The 19,198-nt window shown below is 44.3% G+C and carries 24 protein-coding genes and 1 riboswitch; of the genes, 10 read left to right on the top strand and 14 right to left on the bottom strand.

Annotated elements, in window-relative coordinates; all coding sequences use genetic code 11:
* From JI667_RS08040 to yidD, 6 genes are all read right to left on the bottom strand, one after another.
* Positions 1–293, bottom strand: a 293-nt coding sequence (locus tag JI667_RS08040) for an IS110 family transposase (protein WP_206851808.1), incomplete at its 3' end; no start/stop codon positions are given.
* Between the two features lie 275 nt (positions 294–568).
* A complete protein-coding gene (locus JI667_RS08035; protein ID WP_206851800.1) occupies positions 569–1,288 on the bottom strand; it encodes a 3-ketoacyl-ACP reductase in 720 nt (239 codons plus the stop codon).
* Positions 1,289–1,401: 113 nt separating this feature from the next.
* Complete coding sequence (locus JI667_RS08030) at positions 1,402–2,433, bottom strand: cytochrome d ubiquinol oxidase subunit II (RefSeq protein WP_206851798.1); 1,032 nt, start codon at positions 2,431–2,433, stop codon at positions 1,402–1,404.
* Between the two features lie 24 nt (positions 2,434–2,457).
* Positions 2,458–3,816: a cytochrome ubiquinol oxidase subunit I gene (locus JI667_RS08025; RefSeq protein ID WP_206851794.1), complete on the bottom strand. Its 1,359-nt coding sequence runs from the start codon at positions 3,814–3,816 to the stop codon at positions 2,458–2,460.
* A gap of 364 nt (positions 3,817–4,180) precedes the next feature.
* Positions 4,181–5,110 carry a metal ABC transporter substrate-binding protein gene (locus JI667_RS08020; protein WP_244668243.1) on the bottom strand — a complete coding sequence of 310 codons (930 nt, stop codon included), beginning with the start codon at positions 5,108–5,110 and terminating at the stop codon, positions 4,181–4,183.
* 571 nt (positions 5,111–5,681) lie between these two features.
* The gene (gene yidD / locus JI667_RS08015) at positions 5,682–5,927 is read right to left on the bottom strand and encodes a membrane protein insertion efficiency factor YidD (protein ID WP_206851793.1); all 246 of its coding nucleotides are present in this window, start codon (positions 5,925–5,927) and stop codon (positions 5,682–5,684) included.
* 187 nt (positions 5,928–6,114) lie between these two features.
* Here yidD and JI667_RS08010 point away from each other — a divergent pair, with 187 nt between their 5' ends.
* Positions 6,115–6,588: an S-ribosylhomocysteine lyase gene (locus JI667_RS08010; RefSeq protein ID WP_206851792.1), complete on the top strand. Its 474-nt coding sequence runs from the start codon at positions 6,115–6,117 to the stop codon at positions 6,586–6,588.
* A gap of 43 nt (positions 6,589–6,631) precedes the next feature.
* On the opposite strand, the gene ytzI is transcribed toward JI667_RS08010, so the two are convergent.
* Positions 6,632–6,805, bottom strand: coding sequence for a YtzI protein (gene ytzI / locus JI667_RS08005; RefSeq protein WP_244668242.1), 174 nt, complete (start codon positions 6,803–6,805; stop codon positions 6,632–6,634).
* A 176-nt stretch (positions 6,806–6,981) separates the two neighbouring features.
* On the opposite strand from ytzI, the gene JI667_RS08000 reads away from it, so the two are divergent.
* On the top strand, positions 6,982–7,155 hold the full coding sequence (locus JI667_RS08000) for a hypothetical protein (RefSeq protein WP_206851790.1): 174 nt from the start codon (positions 6,982–6,984) through the stop codon (positions 7,153–7,155).
* Positions 7,156–7,231: 76 nt separating this feature from the next.
* On the opposite strand, the gene JI667_RS07995 is transcribed toward JI667_RS08000, so the two are convergent.
* Complete coding sequence (locus tag JI667_RS07995; protein ID WP_044340349.1) at positions 7,232–7,477, bottom strand: DUF6154 family protein; 246 nt, start codon at positions 7,475–7,477, stop codon at positions 7,232–7,234.
* Positions 7,478–7,685: 208 nt separating this feature from the next.
* Here JI667_RS07995 and JI667_RS07990 point away from each other — a divergent pair, with 208 nt between their 5' ends.
* From JI667_RS07990 to ytkD, 3 genes are all read left to right on the top strand, one after another.
* Positions 7,686–8,075, top strand: coding sequence for a phage holin family protein (locus JI667_RS07990; protein ID WP_206851788.1), 390 nt, complete (start codon positions 7,686–7,688; stop codon positions 8,073–8,075).
* Positions 8,076–8,131: 56 nt separating this feature from the next.
* Entirely contained in the window at positions 8,132–8,470 is a 339-nt protein-coding gene (locus JI667_RS07985; RefSeq protein WP_206851787.1) for a hydrolase, read from the top strand.
* Positions 8,471–8,566: 96 nt separating this feature from the next.
* Positions 8,567–9,040, top strand: a complete 474-nt coding sequence (gene ytkD / locus JI667_RS07980; protein WP_206851785.1) for an RNA deprotection pyrophosphohydrolase — start codon at positions 8,567–8,569, stop codon at positions 9,038–9,040.
* Here the strand turns inward: ytkD and JI667_RS07975 are convergent.
* The 3 genes from JI667_RS07975 to JI667_RS07965 all read right to left on the bottom strand — a co-directional run bounded on the left by JI667_RS07975 (position 9,030) and on the right by JI667_RS07965 (position 11,656).
* Positions 9,030–9,830 carry an ABC transporter permease gene (locus tag JI667_RS07975; RefSeq protein WP_244668241.1) on the bottom strand — a complete coding sequence of 267 codons (801 nt, stop codon included), beginning with the start codon at positions 9,828–9,830 and terminating at the stop codon, positions 9,030–9,032. The two genes, ytkD and JI667_RS07975, sit on opposite strands and share 11 nt — an antisense overlap.
* Positions 9,811–10,587: an ABC transporter ATP-binding protein gene (locus JI667_RS07970; RefSeq protein ID WP_206851779.1), complete on the bottom strand. Its 777-nt coding sequence runs from the start codon at positions 10,585–10,587 to the stop codon at positions 9,811–9,813. Before JI667_RS07970 ends, JI667_RS07975 begins: the two co-directional genes overlap by 20 nt.
* A 67-nt stretch (positions 10,588–10,654) precedes the next feature.
* Positions 10,655–11,656 (bottom strand): ABC transporter substrate-binding protein, encoded by a 1,002-nt coding sequence (locus tag JI667_RS07965; protein ID WP_414635224.1) that lies wholly within the window; start codon positions 11,654–11,656, stop codon positions 10,655–10,657.
* 189 nt (positions 11,657–11,845) lie between these two features.
* On the opposite strand from JI667_RS07965, the gene JI667_RS07960 reads away from it, so the two are divergent.
* Together JI667_RS07960 and JI667_RS07955 are read left to right on the top strand one after the other, a co-directional pair.
* Positions 11,846–12,628: an alpha/beta hydrolase family protein gene (locus JI667_RS07960; RefSeq protein WP_206851777.1), complete on the top strand. Its 783-nt coding sequence runs from the start codon at positions 11,846–11,848 to the stop codon at positions 12,626–12,628.
* Positions 12,629–12,672: 44 nt separating this feature from the next.
* The gene (locus JI667_RS07955) at positions 12,673–12,915 is read left to right on the top strand and encodes a DUF2584 domain-containing protein (protein WP_206851776.1); all 243 of its coding nucleotides are present in this window, start codon (positions 12,673–12,675) and stop codon (positions 12,913–12,915) included.
* Positions 12,916–12,947: 32 nt separating this feature from the next.
* Here the strand turns inward: JI667_RS07955 and JI667_RS07950 are convergent, their stop codons facing one another.
* Entirely contained in the window at positions 12,948–13,280 is a 333-nt protein-coding gene (locus JI667_RS07950; RefSeq protein ID WP_206851774.1) for a hypothetical protein, read from the bottom strand.
* Positions 13,281–13,846: 566 nt separating this feature from the next.
* Between JI667_RS07950 and JI667_RS07945 the strand changes: the two genes are divergently transcribed.
* Positions 13,847–14,407: a biotin transporter BioY gene (locus tag JI667_RS07945; protein ID WP_206851880.1), complete on the top strand. Its 561-nt coding sequence runs from the start codon at positions 13,847–13,849 to the stop codon at positions 14,405–14,407.
* Between the two features lie 41 nt (positions 14,408–14,448).
* On the opposite strand, the gene JI667_RS07940 is transcribed toward JI667_RS07945, so the two are convergent.
* Positions 14,449–15,237, bottom strand: coding sequence for a GNAT family N-acetyltransferase (locus JI667_RS07940; RefSeq protein ID WP_206851772.1), 789 nt, complete (start codon positions 15,235–15,237; stop codon positions 14,449–14,451).
* Between the two features lie 168 nt (positions 15,238–15,405).
* Between JI667_RS07940 and JI667_RS07935 the strand changes: the two genes are divergently transcribed.
* Positions 15,406–15,555, top strand: a complete 150-nt coding sequence (locus JI667_RS07935; protein ID WP_106298475.1) for a lmo0937 family membrane protein — start codon at positions 15,406–15,408, stop codon at positions 15,553–15,555.
* A gap of 58 nt (positions 15,556–15,613) precedes the next feature.
* Here JI667_RS07935 and pckA read toward each other — a convergent pair whose 3' ends face one another.
* Complete coding sequence (gene pckA, locus JI667_RS07930) at positions 15,614–17,203, bottom strand: phosphoenolpyruvate carboxykinase (ATP) (protein WP_206851770.1); 1,590 nt, start codon at positions 17,201–17,203, stop codon at positions 15,614–15,616.
* A gap of 324 nt (positions 17,204–17,527) precedes the next feature.
* A riboswitch (SAM riboswitch) is annotated at positions 17,528–17,673 on the top strand.
* A gap of 211 nt (positions 17,674–17,884) precedes the next feature.
* Here pckA and metK point away from each other — a divergent pair.
* A complete protein-coding gene (metK, locus tag JI667_RS07925) occupies positions 17,885–19,087 on the top strand; it encodes a methionine adenosyltransferase (protein WP_206851768.1) in 1,203 nt (400 codons plus the stop codon).
* The last annotated feature ends 111 nt before the right edge of the window (positions 19,088–19,198 follow it).

Here is a 19,198-nt window from a genome sequence, read left to right as displayed (position 1 = left end):
ACATATGGAATACCATGATCTGTTAGAAAAGCTGCGAGATTCATCCAGTAATGGCCGGTAGGCTCAAAACCAACGATAACTTCCTTTTTATTATGAATACTCATTAGCTTTAAGATAGTCGCGTAAAAGCTTTCAAATCCTTGAAGAGATTGGCGGATGACAAAGCTTTTCTTGAGTTCACGTCCACGCTCATCTACGGCACAGGCGTAATGATTCCGCTTGGCTATGTCAATACCAACAACCAGTGTAGTTTCAGAAATTTGATTAATACGTTGATTTCGATTATCATGCATGTGAAGATCCTCCTAGTTATGAGCGATTGGTTAGCACCTGCATCATAACGGAGGGTCTTTTTTTATGCAATAGATGAATTCTCACCTCACAGGAATAGCTCCTGCGGGAAAAGCGGAATAGGTGAGACCCCGCAGGAGCGTCAGTGACGAGGAGGCTCGCCTTCCGCCCGAGGAAAGCGAAGTCTTGCACGGAAATCAACAGCGGTGTAACACGTAATCTTATTGTTCATCTTTAGAGTGTATAAATTTAGTTATGTCCCAGCATCTTTGTACAATTAAAATGGATTCGTCGCCCACTGAAGGGACTGTTTGATAAAGATTCTGGGATGCAGTTTCAGCTGTGATACCATATGCTCCGCCAGATCTTCAGGCTGCATGTATTTTTCCATATCAGCTTCATCGATGTGATCAGAGGTCAGATCCGTCGCCACCAGGCTTGGGTTCAAGGTCATGACACGGATATTATGTTTTCGGACTTCCTGCATGAGTGCTTCTGTCATCCCCTGGACAGCAAATTTCGACCCACTGTACGCCGTGCTTCCTGCCGTGCCTTTCAATCCGCTGCTGGAAGAGATATTGATAATGTCGCCTCGGTCCTTCTCCATCAACTGGGGCAGGACGGCACGTGTGACATAATAGGTTCCGAATACGTTGACTTCAAATGTGCGCTTAAAGTCTTCTGGATCGATTTCAAGAAATGATCCGTACGTTCCGATACCGGCATTATTGATCAAGATGTCGGCAGATCCCAATTCTTTACTGAGTTTGGCCACAGCTTGATTGACCTGGTCCATTTTGGAAATGTCCGCAACAGCCACACTCGCTTTCACACCAAGGGAACGCGCTTCCTCCGCTACTTTTTCAAGAGTGCTTTCTGTACGGGCAATCAACCCGACATGGACGCCTTCCCGGGCAAGTTCCAATGCCGTCGCTTTTCCGATCCCCCTTGCTGCACCTGTAATATAAGCCGTCTTGCCTTTGATCGATTGTGCCATTTTCATCATCCTTTCAATGGGTTCTATCGTAAGTGTAAAGTGATGGACAATGGTAGGCAACTAATATACCTGATGGGTCGTGACGAAAAAACTTCGGGAGCCCCGGAGCGTTCTCATTCACTTTTTTGTCTCAAGTACCTTTTGTCGTTCATGAATAAACTCCAGAAATAGACAAACCCGGGGAACAGGATAATGAACCCGACGATATAGGTGATGAATACCGCCTTAAAGGAATTGGGGTCTGTAAATCCAGACTGAATCGTGACTTCGGGATAGATGATATAGGGCAAATGTGCTTTACCGTATACATAACTCGCCAGTACATATTGAAAGGTTACGGCGATGACTGCGACCCGCGGCATCCCTTTCATTCCCTCTTTATTCGTCGGCAGGAATAAAGCACCTCCTGCAACGAGGAATCCGAGAAGGGAAATCAGTAAGATAGGCAGGTCTTCCATCATCCTGTCATAAATCCATGCGGCCTCATTTTTCATGGTGAACATAATAAGAAAGGCCATGACAACCGAAATGGGACCGATGATCAGAGCGTCACGCCGATACACCTTGAAGGCTTCAAATTCCTTTGAAGCTTTGGAGTAATCAGCTAGAAGCAAGGATGACAGAAACAATGTACTTGCGACGGCGAATCCGAAGAAAGCATATTCATGGGGACTACTGAACAGTTTCCCAAGGAGAAGGGTCTGGCCGTCTTCAAAGTCGATATAAGGTCCGTGAGAGATAGGTAGAACACTGATAAGCAGGCCCGGGATCAACAATCCGGTGATCCCCGTTACGTAAGTCAGCGGTTTTCTGTAATCATCCGCCACATGGGAGAATACAAGAAAGGCACTCCGCAGGGCCAGGAGCAATAGAATCAGACTTCCAGGAACGAGTAATACTGTCCCTAATGAATAGGCAGCGCCCGGGAACATACTGTATACGGCTACTACGAGGGCGACGATGAATGTGTTTGTCACTTCCCAGGTAGGAGACAGATACCGATTGGCGATATTCGTTGCCTTCGTTTTGTCATGGTTGATATAGATCATCGACCAAAATCCCGCCCCGAAATCCATCGTAGCCATGACAGCATAGATAAAGACAAATCCCCAAAGGATCGTGATGGCAATCAAAGCTTGTGTCATATCTTCACCTCCAATTCCTGCTGTTTAAGTTGATAGGGGAATATCCTTCTGATTCGATTCCGCTTTGTTAATATCCTTTTCCGGAGGATTCCGTTTAAAGTAATACAGGAGAACCAGTACGACGGAAACGGCCAAAATCGCATATACAGAGACGAAGAGAATGAAAAGGGTCCCTAAGTTACCAGAAGTGGTAACTGAATCTTCCGTGCTCAGGATGCGGTAAATCGTCCACGGTTGCCGACCTGTACAGGCGAAGATCCATCCAAACTCAATGGATAAGATCGACAACGGCCCACTCGCAACAAAAGCCCACATCAACCATTTCGGGAAACGGTCCTTTTTCAGTAACTTGTTCCATACATAAGCGACGAGGGAAAGAAGAATGAGCAGCGACCCCATCCCAACCATTGCGTTGAACAAAGTATGAACGAACAGGGGTGGCCAGTACTCTTCAGGGAAGTCGTTCAAGCCGATGACTTCTGTATCAAAGCTGTTCCCGGCCAGAAAACTGAGGGCCCATGGAATTTCAATCCCCCACTTCACTTCTTGCGTAGCAGGATCAGTGAATCCTCCTACAGAAAGAGGTGCATGTGTCTGTGTTTCGAATAGCCCTTCGGCGGCAGCCAACTTCTCCGGCTGGTATTCATGAAGCTTTTGAGCAGATTCATGTCCATTAATCGCTGTGAGAAAGGCGAAGACTCCTCCGACTAATAGGTTAATCATGAGCGATTTCCGATGAAATGTATAAATTCTTGAACCAAACGAAGATCGTAGCATTTTAAATGCGGAAACGGTGGCGATGGTAAAGGCGCCCGCTACATACGCAGACAGTGCCACGTGTCCGGCCGTCACGAAGAAGCTTGGATTAAAGAATGCTTTCCAGGGATCCACATTGGTGATTTCCCCATTGATGATTTCAAATCCGGCCGGCGTCCCTTCAAAGGCGTGGACATTGGTGATCAAGACCGCTGAAGCAAGTCCCCCTATAGCGACTAAGATTAGACTGACAATCCTCATCCAAGGGGCAATCCGATTGGCCGCATACACATAGATGGACATAAATAATGCTTCCACAAAGAAAGCGTAGATTTCAATCTGAAATGGCAGTGCCATGACGCGCCCGATGACTTCCATGAATCCGGGCCAAAGGAGTGATAATTGAACGCCGGCGATCGTCCCAGTCGGGATACCCACTCCTAACAGAACCGCGAAAGCCTTGGTCCAGCGCTTCGCCATGACGGAATAATCAAGATCATTGGTCCGTTGAAACATAATTTCTGCAACAAGAATCATTAACGGTATACCCACTCCAAGTGTGGCAAAAATAATATGAAATCCCATTGTAATCCCAAACATGGAACGAGCAATTACTAATTCATCCATTCTCAAATCTCCCTTACTAGTCTTTAACATTTCCTTATTGTCCACTTAATGGAAAATAATATGCATCATTTTTAGGAGAAAGAGAAGGTTGGATACTTATTTTAAGGAGTTGATAACATAAGTGGGGGAGTCATATATGTGCTGAAGCCGATAATATAACGCTTCTATACGTGCATAAGCGTTGAAAGATACTGCCCTGTCAGAGGTGTGATGGTGGGTTTTGAAAATACAATGATTAGTTTTGAAAATAAAGAGTCCGGATTTGATAATAAATCATTCTTTTTGATAATAAGTTGCCATTTTTGAAAATAAGTGTGGAAGAGCCCCTTACTGACCACAAAAAAGAGCAGCCACTGAGGCTGCTCTATTGCAAGGCTTGTTTCAACGTATTGATATTCCGTTCCATCAATGAAAAATAATCCTCATCCTTTTTCCGATCCTCTGCTGTCAGGACAGATAAGTTGTGCAGAGTCAGCGACTTCGCGTCAAGTTCATTTTGGACGACCTCTGTCAGACGGGAAGAGACGTTTTGTTCAAAGAGGATGTATCGAACATTGTCACTTTTCCCTTTTTCAATGATTTTTTTCAGCTCCTGCTGAGACGGTTCGTCTGCTGAATTCAGCCCGGCGATGGCTTCCTGATGCAATCCGTAGCGGTCTTCCCAATAGCTGTAGGCTGCGTGGGAAACGTAAAAGGTTTTCTTCGGCGCATTGTCCGCCATGCTTTTGAACTCAGCGTTTAGTTCGTCTAGATCACTGCTTAACGCTTCAAGATTCGCCTGGAATTCATCTTTATGTCCGGGCATTTCTTTTGAAAGAGTGTCGGCGATATTCTTTGCCATTTCTTTCGAATAAACGGGATCTAACCAAATGTGGGGATTCACATCATGGTTATGCCCATCAGCGTGTTCGTGTCCATCCCCGCTTTCGTGAGGCACTTCGATTCCTTTGCTTGTAGGTACTACGGCAACGTCTTCGTTTTCCAACAATGATTTGGATTTCTCAACGAATCCTTCAAGGCCCATTCCAACGTAGAAGAAAACATCTCCATCAGCCATCTTCATCATGTCTTTCTGGGAAGGTTCGAATGTATGTTCATCCGCACCGGGAGGGTAGATGCTTTCAACCTCCACATACTTTCCGCCGATTTTTTTCGTAAAGTCCTCTAATGGATAGACCGTGGTGTATACCTCTAATGTATCTTTCTTTTTGTCCCCATCCTGGCCGGAGTCGGTTCCACAGGCAGATAAGACGAGAATGAATGATAATAGCAAACTCATGCGAATATAGTTCAAGAGGAAGCCTCCTTTTTAACAAAATGATTTCATAACTGTAATGATTACGATTTAGCACAAAGGTTATTTTACTACCGATATGGGGAATAAGCAAGATAAATGGGATGGTTTTATAAAAAAAGTTGTTTTCACAAAGATTGTTGCTATCCGCATCCAAACTAAGATTTAGGATGCTCTGTCATTTAAGTTGTGGTGCAGGGAGGGGGATGGGAACAGTCCCTCTTTCAACGGACGTTCGGCCGAGCCTCCTCAGGAAAAACCGCTTCCGGGGCGCCCGTTTTCCGTAGGAGTCTACGCAGTTCCCTTCACCCTCTACAGTAGTAAGTAGGTGACTAGCAAAATGGTTTTTTGACCATCAGTTTAAAAGGATTAAAGGACGATTAAATAAACTCAGTCACTGCACGTGAATGAAAAAGCAGTGGTATACGCGATCTCCACATTTCTTATGTGATCGTCAAACTTTTCGTCTGTCTAGTCGATTGTAGCGGAAAGCAACCGCCACTCGCTACATCCAAAAGCAACAATGTATACGAAAACAGCCTAAAAAAAAAGACTACCTCCCGATTTGGAGCTAGTCTGAATCAGTCATCTTTTCACGCGGCCATTCATCTGGCACATGGTCGACACCACCAGGATGGAATGGGTGACATTTGACAATCCTCTTTATCGTTAACCAGCCGCCCTTTAGTGCACCGAAACGGCTTACTGCCTCGACCCCGTAATGGGAACATGTAGGGTAAAACCGGCATGTAGGGGGTTTGAGGGGGGAGATGACGCGCTGATAGAACTTGAATAGTAATAACAAAACCCTTTTCATGATCTGTCTCCTAAAAGAGATTTTCTTTTACTATATCAGAACCTGTACGGGTATTGAAAGGGATCGGCTTCTAGAAGATGAGGATAGGAGTGGAAAACTGGTTTTTTGCCTAATTCATATTAAGTTGATGAAATAACTATGAATTTACGTTATACTATGAAGTAGAAACTAAATGGGAGTGATTTTAATGCCTTCAGTAGAAAGCTTTGAACTAGATCATAATGCAGTGAAAGCACCATATGTCAGACATTGCGGTGTCCATAAAGTAGGTAGCGACGGACTTGTGAATAAGTTTGATATCCGGTTCTGTCAGCCGAACAAGCAAGCGATGAAGCCTGATTCCATTCATACTCTTGAGCATTTATTAGCCTTCACGATCCGTAAATATGCTGAGCCGTATGCTCATTTCGATATTATTGACATTTCCCCAATGGGTTGCCAAACGGGCTATTATTTAGTCGTAAGCGGTGAGCCCAAAGTGGAAGAAATCATCGACCTTTTGAATGCTACCATGAAAGAAGCGGTCGAAATCGAAGAGATCCCGGCAGCCAATGAAAAACAATGCGGCCAGGCGAAGCTCCATGATTTAGAAGGTGCCAAAAAATTGATGCGTTTCTGGCTCAGCCAAAGCAAAGAAGAATTGAAACAAGTATTCGCATAAGCACAAAGAAAATCCACCGGGAGCCGGTGGATTTTCTTTGTGCTTATTTTTTCTTTTCCTCTTCTTGCTTCATCTTTTCAAGATGAGGATTATTTTCAAGTGGATCGACTGTATGCTTAACGGTTGTATAGGCTTTGGAGGTAGTAAGGGCACTTATGAAAATCACCAGAATGCATATCACAACCGCGATGATCAGGACAAGAGTCACGGACATCATGCAACCCCCTTTTTTTCACTATTTTACCATAGAATGCTCAGACGTTCATGGAGTAAAAATAACAATATTATGTCGTTTCCTATGATTTCCAATGGATGTTTGTTAATCTGAATACAAGGAATGAATTTATTTTAGTATGCACCAAACTTAACAATCGAAGCGAGGGGGAAGTTCCCATGGAAATCTCTTCTATGATGGGAAAGCAGGTTGCTGAACTTCAAAGGACTCTCAGTTTGAATCTGCTGAAGAGCCAGATGGCGACTCAAGCTGCACAAGTCACGGTAATGATGAAGGATATGCAGCCCGCTCCGCATCCGAGTAAAGGACATGCAGTGGATGTGAAAGGATGAAAAAAGCGTTGCTCGTGGTATTCGGAGCAACGCTTTTTTTATTGTCCAGCCCCAGAGCAAGCCCCCGGACCATTTCTTAATGCAGACTCTTCTTCTCAAGTCTTACCCGTTCTTCACTGTTGGACCATTTTTCTTTCAATGTTTCGAATATGTATAGGCGGAAGAAGTATTGTAATTCTTCTGTTTCCATTTCCTGTATGAGTTCTAATAATTCATTCCTAGAGGTATCTTCTAAGATTGTAAGGGCAATGAGGTCTAAGTCTTCGTCGGTACCTTTGATTCTTCCACGGTACATTTCATAAATCTCTTCGATCAACTTCATGCGCTTCACCTCCCTTTCGTTTCATTTTACCATGAACGTTTATGAATTTCTCTACATATTATGCTAGGACAACTGTTATTTGTCTTTACCCTTTATCGTACTTTTTAACCACGGGAAGGTGTTCCGGGGTGTTTTTGATTTAATCATCCAATACCGAGGAAGGGATTGTCAAATCAATACCAACCATTAGGAAAAGGAGATGCTTTATATGGAGAAAAGCACGCTGTTCGTTGGGTCGGGTCTTAGTGCCATTATTCTTAACCTATTCGGTGAATGGGACATGCTGATCACATTTCTGTTGATTGCCGTGACCCTCGATTATGTGACAGGGATGATTGCGAGCGGTATAGAAGGCAAGCTGTCCAGTAAATTCGGAGTGAAAGGGATCGGCAGGAAAGTGCTGATTTTTTCCCTCGTTACGGTTGCCCACCTTATTGATACTATACTAACAAATCATCACTTTATTCGTAATGCCACGATTATTTTTTATTTATGTAATGAAATGATTTCGATCATTGAAAATGTCGGCCGGGCGGGAGTTCCGGTTCCGGAATTTTTAAAGAAAGCGGTTGAAGTATTAAAGAAAAAAACGAAGTGAATAGAATTTCGTCAATTGAGGAAAATGAAGGATAAGGAAAATGAAGGAGTGGGAAGATGAGCGAAGAACGTCACGATTATTATATAGAAGTAGCGACAGGTGAAATTTCCAGAAGCTCGACTGATTCCGAATGGAATTTTAAAATTTCTGCAACGGATGAAGAAATCACCCAGCTTCGGGAAGTGTTCGACTCCAATCATTCCGTCGATTGGCAGAATTTCTACAGGGCTCATGTCCCGTATGTTCAATATCATTTCGACCGGGAGAATGATGCCTATGATGAAAACCTGCAGCAGGTGTACGGGATGCTGCATCGCCTCGGGGATGAAGAGGTGAAGAAGTTCATTGAAAGTATCGGCATTCTAAATGATCACCCTCATGAAAACAGTGAGTAAGAGCGAAAAGTGTTGGTTCAGAAGTGATTTCTGTGGACCAGCGCTTTTTATGTATGGTTAGATGGAGTAAAGAACGTACGCAAGGGGTGAAGTCAGATGGAACGGTTTGTAGATGAACACGGAAAGACAGTGGAAATGTCATTTGAAAACGGACGGTTTCGCCAGGAATCAAATCATGTTCTTGTGCTATGCCGCTATGAGGGACATTGGTTGCTGACCCGGCATAAAAAAAGGGGGCTCGAGTTTCCCGGTGGAAAGCGGGAAGAGGGGGAGACCCTTACGGAAGCTGCGATACGGGAAACATATGAAGAGACGGGTGGGATCATCAAGGAACTAGTATTCATTGGAGAATATAAAGTGTATGATGACCCGCCGTTTGTCAAAACGATTTATTTTGCGGAAGTAGTAAAGCTCATCCCCAAAGAGGATTATATGGAGACAGAAGGTTCGGTCCTTTGGAGTGGGGATTTTAAAGACATTCAAGAGGATCCGTCTTTCAGTTTTATCATGAAGGATCAAGTGGTGGAGCTGGCAGTAAAAAGGTTAGCCCATCTAGATGTTAAGATTTGATCCATTTCTTCTCAAGTATTTCCACCAGTTTATACATAATCGTGGCGAATACGGCAATCACCAGGAGTGAGAGCAGGACAAGGGTAAAGTTAAAGACCTGGAAGCCGTAGATGATCATATAACCAAGTCCTTTGGCGGAAACAAGGAATTCACCCACGATGACTCCTACCCAAGACAGCCCTACATTGACTTTCAAAGTCGAGATGATTGTAGGAAAGGAGGCGGGGAGAATGACTTCTTTGAACATCTGGCCCCTTTTTGCCCCGAAGGTCTGCATCACCTTTAAGTAATTGGGATCCACTTCCCGAAAGGATGTATAGACGACGATAGTGGTGATGATGACGGAAATGACGGTCCCCATGGCAATGATCGAAGTGAAGCCCGGGCCCAGTCCCACGATCAATATCGGGCCGAGTGCCACCTTGGGCATGGCGTTCAGGATGACGAGATACGGATCCAGTACTTTTGAGAGAAACGGTGACCACCATAACAAGGCGGCAAGCATGGTACCAAGGAGAGTGCCGAGGATGAAACCTATCACGGTTTCACCAAGGGTGACGGACAGATTGGCTAACAGGGTCCCGTCTCCCATTTTCACAATGAATAATCTCCCTATTTTCGAAGGGGAACTGAAGATGAGGGGATCCACCCAGCTGTTTCGACTGGCTATCTCCCATAACGAGAAAAACACGGTGAATATGAGAGCTTGATAGAACCAAACCCACCGCTGCTCTTTTTTCAGTGAATGGATATATTCCCGATGCTTTTGATTAATGCGTTCGTGATTCAAGTTTTTCAAGCTCCTTCCAAATAGATTGGAAAAATTCCGGGTATGCTGCATGGTTCCGGACTTCAAAGGGCATCATTTCTTTTAATTGTGATGGTACTTCGAAAATGCTGTGGATATGACCCGGTTTCGTGCCGAATAAAATGATCCGGTCACTCATGGAGATGGCTTCCCCGATATCATGGGTGACGAGGATGGCTGTTTTACCGAAAGACTTCAAGGTGGAAAACACCAGATCCTCCAATTTTAATTTCGTTTGATAATCAAGAGCGGAGAAAGGTTCATCCAGGAGAAGCAAATGAGGTTCGGTGATGAGTGTACGGATCAGCGCGACCCTCTGCCTCATCCCTCCGGAGAGTTCCCGGGGATAGGATGATCCAACCCCTTCAAGCCCCATTTCGTTCAATAGCGAGTGAGCCTCGCTGCGCTTTTCCTCAGTCAGGGTGCCCATGATGGTCAACCCCAACAAAATATTCTCTTCGATTGTTTTCCAGGGAAACAGATAATCCTGCTGCAGCATATAACCCAGTTTCTTTTTCATCGTTCTTATGGGCTTATTCCTTAACGTTACCGTTCCTTCTGTCGGCTTAATGAGTCCTGCGACAATGGAAAGTAAAGTCGTTTTGCCGCATCCTGAGGGACCAATGAAAGAGACGAATTCTCCTTCATCTACCTGTAATGTGATGTCTCTGAGGGCATGGGTGGCTGTTTTCGGTGAAAAATAGGTATGGTGGACAGAATCAATTCTTAGAAAATTCACTATGATAAGCCTCCATTCTCTTTTTTTACAAGGGAAGGGCTGACGTGTGAAGTCAGCCCCCCCGATATTACTCTGCCGCTTTTTCAGCGATGGATGTGTTTACAAGCGTTTCGTGATCGACGGTTTGGGGGAGTTCTCCTGCTTCATCCATGATGGCTTGGAGATTGTTCCACTCGTCTTCGTCAAGAATCGGATCAGTGGCATAGGAACCTTGTGATTTATAGCGGTCCACAACGGTTTCAATCAAGTCCAGTTCCGTGTCTTCAAAATATGGTTGAATTACCTTGGCGATGTCGGCTGCCGAGTTTTCTTCCACCCATTGCTGCGCTTTGTATAAGGCTTTCGTGAACTTTTCCACTGTTTCTTTGTTCTCTTTCATATAGCTGTCTTTAGACATGAAAGTGGTGTAAGGAACATGGCCTGATTCCGTGCCAAAAGAAGCGACGATATGCCCTTTTCCTTCTTGTTCAAAGATGGAAGCTGTCGGTTCGAATAATTGGACGTAATCTCCAGTACCGGATGCAAAGGCGTTGGCAATGTTGGCGAAATCGATGTTCTGGATGAGATTTAAATCGTTTTTAGGATCGATGCCGTGATTCTTTAACACGAACTCACCGACCATTTGCGGCATTCCGCCTTTCCGCTGACCGAGAAAGGTGGAACCCTTGAGCAGATCCCATTCAAAGTTCTCGACTTTTTCCCTTGAAACGAGAAACGTTCCGTCGGTCTGGGTCAATTGGGCAAAGTTGATGACAGGATCATCGGACCCTTGAGCATGGACATAGATGGAGGTTTCCGAGCCGACCAAAGCAACGTCCGCACCACCCGATAATAAGGTGGTCATGGTCTTATCCCCGCCCCACGTAGTGGTCAGTTCAATGTCGATCCCCTCGTCTTTGAAGAACCCTTTTTCTATTGCCACATACTCAGGTGCGTAGAAGATTGAGCGTGTCACTTCTGCTACCCGGACCTTTTGCATGGTTTCTTCTTTTTCTCCACAGGCGGTCAAGCCGATCGTCAACGTGAAAATAAGGAGTATACCTAAACCAGTTTGAAGCCATTTTCTCAATTCAATCTTCCTCCTTTAGTTCTAGCGGATAATCAATAGTTGGGATGAGTGCAGCTGTTGCCTTGTTTATCTATCAGGCATTAGGGTAGGATGATCATAAAGCTGTTGCCTATTCAATTGGCTAAAGTATTCTATGTAAAGGATGAAAAATGTGTGATGACCCAATGCACGTTTTGAAAGGAAGAGAATATGAGAGACGGAAGTATTGTGAAAAAAATATTGTTTCCCTCTCCAAATCCACGTGTGGAATTGTATGAGGTCACTTATATATCGTCTGGGCTCAGGGTGAAGGGATTGCTCGCGGAACCTGTTCTGAAGGGGAAGCATGATGCCTTCCTATATTTAAGAGGGGGAATTAAAGGGGTGGGAATGGTCAGGCCGGCACGGATCGCCCAGTTCGCCTCCCACGGCTTCATTGTCTTTGCTCCCTATTACAGAGGGAACCTCGGTGGTGAAGGGAATGAAGACTTTGCGGGGGATGACCGGGAAGATGCACTTTCCGGGGTGGAATTGCTTAAGAACCATCCGCGCACAGACAGAAACCGCATCCATGTATTCGGCTTTTCCAGAGGGGGTGTCATGGCTCTCATGACGGGAATCGAGTGCAGCGACATCACGTCCATCGTCACATGGGGAGGCGTGTCGGATATGTTCCTTACCTATGAGGAGCGAAGGGATCTCCGCAGGATGATGAAGAGAGTGATCGGGGGCAGCCCCAATAAAGTTCCTGAAAGGTATGAATGGCGAACGCCTCTCTATTCACTCGAGAAGTTAGAGGCACCGGTATTGATCATTCACGGTGAAAAAGATCAGAACGTTTCTGTGGAGCATGCATATAGATTAGAAAAAAGACTGAAGGAGCTCGGAAAACCGGTCACGTCCCATTACTTCAAAGAGTTCACCCACTATTTTCCGCCGAGAAAGAACCAACAGATCGTTTCCCTGCTCTGTTCCTGGATGAAGGACCAATAGTCAGTGGTGTATGTTGAGATTAAAAAGGATTGAGGTCATACAAGATGGGCATGGGCTTAGAGCTTAACACGATGATTGTGACAAAAGGGAAAGAAGAAAGAAGAGAAGGGAATCTCTTTCAACTTCAAAAATCAGGATATCGTCTATTTCCGATGCATATCCCCGTTGATGTGAGAAAGTCAAAACATAGTGATCCGATCGGCTTCGGAAAGATTGAGAAGATGGAGTGGAAGGATGGGGTCACGACGATCTTCTACCGGTTGATCTCCCTGAACAGGACGAATTAACTAAAACGAGTGGCTGCAGGCAGCCACTCGTTTTAGTTAATTTTCTCATACAACAGGTAACGGTTATCCTTCGTTTGAGCAATAAGATAATCTTTATGGTCCTTCACACTATAAATAGGTGTTCCTTCTGCTAATGTATTTGCCGTAAAGTCCTTCACCGGATGATACTTGGTTTCGATCTTTTCTTTGATGGACCCGATCTTTTTCTCGAGGGTCAGCTTCTTCTCTATGGATACCTTCACATACTCCTTGTCGTTCACCACCATCATATCCCCATATCCGCATAGCTCATAGGATGCAGGCTTTTTTTCTCCGCACGCACTCAATACACATACGCATAATAGCAATACAATCAGACGTTTCATATTTCTCCTCCTTCACTGTGCACATATTCAAAAGATATTCAGGCTTGTACGTGAACATGTTTCTTTTTTTAAAAGTGTTTGATATTCCTTATGTGGGGTTTAAGAGGGAAAAAGGGTTGCAAGAAAAGGCGAAGGAGTCCGTTGAAAAAGGATCAAACCTCTACCGGTAATGATGGTTCGTATATTCTCATGTTTTAGAAAGAAATGTTGATTCTGCACGAAAGGATCATGGATCTTGAGAAAGAAGTGAAGAGCATTCAGGCCCAGTGCAAACATGTCCTCTATGAAACGGAAGCGGCGTGTACATGCATTAAATGACATTACGCAGAAAGTACCTACTATTACTATTAAGGAGATGGGACAAGGGTGATAATTCCTGTTGGCAGCCTTAATCAGCTAATATTGCCATGAAACTTATGACAAGAAAAAAAGATATGAAATATATATGCCCCGAATAATAGAAAACAATGGGTGTAAACAAAAATTAAACATTTTCTTCCCCAATGCCTTTGTTATGTGTTAACTTATTGTTATATGTAGTTTACATACAATAGGGGGATAAGATGATGAATGGAGAAAAATTACGGATGATCATCCACTGTGCCATCTTTGCAGCGATGACAGGGATTTTCGCACAGATTGAAATACCACTGCCACTCGTACCCATCAGCGGGCAGACACTGGCTGTCGGAATCACGGCTACGATCCTTGGTAGCAGATATGGAGCATTGTCATTGATTTGTTATGCGGCACTCGGTGCTGTCGGAGTACCTGTGTTTGCAGGGTTCAGCGGGGGAGCACAAGTGCTTGTCGGACCGACAGGCGGCTATATCTTCGGCTTTATCGCAGCGGCTTTCTTTACAGGTCTTATTCTTGAGAAGACGAAGTTCACCATCCCTATGGCGATGATCGCCAATACGGTTGGAATGATCATTACATTGATACTGGGCACCATTCAACTGAAATTCGTAGCGGATCTCGGCTGGAGCCAGGCGATGGCAGCGGGGGTTTATCCGTTTATCGTAGTCGGTTTGATCAAAGCGTTCCTGGCAAGCTGGATAGGAATTACGGTCAGGAAGCGGTTAGTTCAGGCGAAATTGATTCAGAATCGGAAAGTGGCCGCATAAGTAAAAGTGGATTCCTATTTTTAGGAATCCACTTTTATTATTTAGAATTTATACATGGACCAGTAACCGATATCCTTAAATCCAATCCGTTTATATATCTTTCCTGCTTCAGGATTATCATAGAAAAGGCAAAGCTCTTTTCCTTCGTTTAATACGTCTCGGCAAAGCTTCGTCATGCACTCTGTGGCATATCCCTTTTTCTTATATTCGGGGTGGGTGCAGACAGCGACGATCATGGCGGACATGCTATTTTCTGCCGTAGTGGACGCGGAAGAAACGAACTGTCCATCCTTTTCCACAAAGTAGCTGCGGGCAATCCCTTTTTCCATCCCGTGCTTTCTTTTCTCCACTGTAAAACTTCCTCCGCTGAATTCAGGGATGGCGTTTAGAAGCGCTACCAGTTTTGGTAAATCAGAGACAGTGGCCTCTTTCACATGGGGCAGGTCGTGGTCATCCATGGAAGAGGTACTGTCGCATTTGGCATAATACATATGTCTCTTCGAATCGACCCTTCTTGATAAGTAGGGTTCAACTGCAGTGACAATCCGTTTCAAACCTGAAACGATGCTGTAGTCTTCCGTCCCGTTGATAATAGTGGCGAATCCTTCCGCATCAAATTCTCCCATGGAATATGGAATGAAGTTTTCCCTGTATTTAAGGAGGATCCCCCTTAAGTTCCCTTCCTCATCAAAATCTCCCCAGATTTTCTGGAAATCCTGCTCATAGCCGAATGCTTCAATATCCCCGATGATGAATAAATTCTCAGCAGGCTGCTGCTGAATGAGCTGCTGGCATCCGTCATGATCTTTTTCTGTAAGCTGTCTGATCATCTTGATTCCCCCTGTAAAATTTAATCATTATCATACCAAAATTAGTAATATTTAGTAAAGTGTTATTTTTGAGTAAAATCAGAAAACAGAATAAGGAATTGGTAATGGTTTTAAAACCCGACTATTAGGGAAACTTAGGAGCAAGTACAGTTTTAAGGAGGAGCACATATGCTTTGGACCATCATCGGAATTTTATTAGTTCTTTGGTTACTGGGATTGATCTTTAAAATCGGTGGAGCCGTCATCCATGTTCTACTGATCATCGCCGTTGTGGTATTCTTATTCAACAGAATCACCGGCCGGAAAAAAGGGCTATAACCATAACAAAGGTCCGTCCCTCAATTTTGAGGGACGGACCTTTGTATGTCAGGTTGATTTATTTAACGGTCGGGCCGCCTTTTTGTTCGATGTCAGAAGGAACGTTCGAGAATTTCTTGAAGTTCTCGTTGAACTTGTGAGCAAGTTCTTTTGCCTTCGCTTCATAAGAGGATTCATTGGACCAGGTCTTCTTAGGCTGAAGCACTTCGTCTGGAACACCAGGGACGTGAATCGGAATGTTCAGGCCGAAGATTTCGTCTGTCGCTGTTTCAACATTGGTCAGTTCGCCTTCCAGTGCGGCTTGAATCATGGCACGGGTGTAAGAAAGCTTCATACGGTTTCCGACACCGTATTCTCCACCCGTCCAGCCAGTGTTCACTAAGAATACCTGTGCACTGTGCTCATCGATCTTCTTACCAAGCATTTCTGCGTAACGAGTGGCAGGAAGCGGAAGGAATGGAGATCCAAAGCATGTTGAGAACGTGGCTTGGGGTGACGTGATTCCACGCTCTGTACCTGCAAGCTTTGATGTGTATCCACTTAAGAAATGATACATTGCCTGTTCTTTGGTCAGCTTGCTGATCGGAGGTAACACCCCGAATGCATCAGCTGTTAAGAATACAATCGTATTTGGGTGTCCTGCGATACTCGGCTCCACAATGTTTTCCATCGCTTGAAGGGGGTAGGCAGCACGCGTGTTTTCTGTTAAAGTGTTATCATCATAATCCGGGATTCGGGACATGTCATCCAGAACGACATTTTCAAGCACGGAGCCGAAACGGATCGCATCGAATATCTGTGGCTCCTTCTCACGTGTTAACCCGATACATTTAGCATAGCAGCCGCCTTCGATATTGAATACACCGTTCGGGGACCATCCGTGCTCATCATCCCCGATCAAACGGCGGTTAGGGTCTGCGGATAAAGTCGTTTTACCGGTACCCGATAATCCGAAGAACAACGCCACATCGCCTTCACGTCCAACGTTTGAAGAACAGTGCATGGACAGGATATCGGATTCAGGAAGTACATAGTTCATCACTGAGAAGATCGATTTCTTCATTTCACCGGCATATTCCGTTCCGCCGATCAATACGATTCTTTTTTCAAATGAAACGATGATGAACGTTTCAGAGTGAGTGCCATCTACTTCCGGATCAGCCTTGAAGTTCGGTGCTGAAATGACGGTGAATTCGGATTGATGATCCTTTAACTCTTCTGTTTCCGGGCGGATGAATAATTGGTGGGCAAAAAGATTATGCCAGGCAAATTCATTGATCACCTGGATCGGTAGTCTATGTTTCGGGTCGGCACCTGCAAACCCTTTAAATGAAAATACTTGTTCTTTTTCTTTTAAGTATTCGATGACTTTCGTATATAATTTATCGAATGATTCCGATGAAATCGGCTGATTGACCGAACCCCATTCGATTTTATCTTTCGTCGTCGGTTCTTCTACAATAAATTTATCCTTAGGAGAGCGTCCTGTGTATTTACCAGTTTCTGCTCTGATTGCACCTGATGAAGTTAAAACGCCTTCATTTCGTTGAAGGACCTTTTCGACTAGTTGAGAAACAGATAATTGTTCCTGGATGTTTTGACCGTTAAGTAATTCCGTTAATTCATTAGATATGCTCACTGAATTCATTAGAACCCTTCCTTTATATAAATTTATTTAAATGGAATCGTTTACTTTACAAAAATAGTATAACACAATCGAGCTATTAGTCTATACTATTTATTTAATTTTATAATGTGTCTTCATTTTGTCACATTTTCCTTCCCGAAATAGCTTGTTTCTTCTTATATATATGTAAATGTGAAAGGAATGTTTAGCCTCATGGATGAATTAGGCTATTTTTAGACGGGCTTTGACTATTCCGGGACAGCCTCGATAGCTGGTTAAACCTGTCATTCGAAAAAAAGTTGACACCCTTTGTCCTAACCGTTATCATTGTTCCTTGAACGGATACTCTTATCCTGAGCTGGTGGAGGGAGCAGACCCTATGAAACCCAGCAACCTGCTAAATAGTGAATGGATCTCCATATCTTAAAATGATCCGATTAAGCGAAGGTGCTAAACTGAGGCAAGGTCTCTAAAACCTTGAACGATAAGAGAGAAAAGGCGCGGCTATGATCTGAAACCTTTCCTCTGAAGCTTTTCCCCGAGGAAGGGTTTTTTCTGTTTATAGTGGACCATATGCACATAAATCATGATTGATTGATAAATGAATCATGTTTACTTCATACTACTTAGGGAATGAGTACCGTATCTGTTTACTGCTTTGTTGGAATTCATTCCGACAAATATGCTTAAGGAGGAACCTTGATGTCAACTAAACGTCGTCTGTTTACATCTGAGTCCGTAACCGAAGGACATCCAGATAAAATTTGTGATCAAATCTCTGATTCAATTCTTGATGCAATTCTTACCAATGATCCGAATGCGCGTGTAGCGTGTGAAACATCTGTTACAACGGGTCTTGTTCTGGTTGCAGGTGAAATTACAACAAATACGTATGTCGATATTCCGAAAATCGTCCGTGAAACGATCCGTGAAATCGGTTATACTCGTGCAAAATACGGATTTGATGCGGAAACGTGTGCCGTTCTGACTTCCATCGATGAGCAGTCTGCCGATATCGCTCAAGGTGTGGACCAGGCGCTTGAAGCCCGGGAAGGTCAAATGTCCGATGAAGAAATCGATGCTATCGGTGCAGGAGACCAGGGATTGATGTTCGGATTCGCTTGTAATGAAACGAAAGAGCTTATGCCTCTTCCGATTTCCCTAGCGCACAAAATCTCCCGTCGTTTAACGGAAGTTCGTAAAGAAGAGATCCTTCCTTACCTGCGTCCGGATGGGAAAACGCAGGTAACCGTTGAATATGATGAAAACGATAAGCCTGTCCGCATCGACACGATCGTTATTTCCACTCAGCATCACCCAGAAGTGACGCTTGAGCAAATCCAGCGTAACTTGAAAGAATATGTCATTGATCCCGTTGTACCGAAAGAATTGATCGATGAACAGACAAAATACTTCATCAACCCGACTGGCCGTTTCGTAATCGGCGGACCACAAGGTGATGCGGGACTTACAGGACGTAAAATCATTGTTGACACTTATGGCGGATATGCTCGTCACGGTGGTGGTGCATTCTCTGGTAAGGACGCAACCAAAGTGGACCGTTCAGCGGCTTATGCAGCACGTTATGTAGCAAAGAACATTGTGGCAGCAGGACTTGCTGAAAAATGTGAAGTGCAATTGGCGTATGCAATAGGGGTTGCACAGCCGGTATCGATCTCCGTTGATACATTCGGAACAGGTAAAGTATCAGAAGACGTTCTAATTGACGTTGTTCGTAATAACTTTGATCTGCGCCCGGCAGGAATCATCAAAATGTTAGACCTTCGTCGTCCGATTTACAAGCAGACAGCTGCTTACGGACACTTCGGCCGTAATGACCTTGATCTTCCTTGGGAACGCACAAACAAAGCAGAAGTTTTAAAAGCAGAAGCTTTGGCTGAATAAGGCGAGATGGAAAAGACCAACACCTTGAAAGGTGTTGGTCTTTTTAGTGATGAATAGACCTGAGGGATTTGTCGATTTTACTCGAATGGTACATAAACCTTCAAATCGTTA

This window comes from Bacillus sp. NTK074B, from assembly GCF_017303375.1.
Classification (GTDB): Bacteria; Bacillota; Bacilli; order Bacillales; family Bacillaceae_B; genus Rossellomorea.
This window is presented reverse-complemented; position numbering and strand designations above follow the sequence as displayed.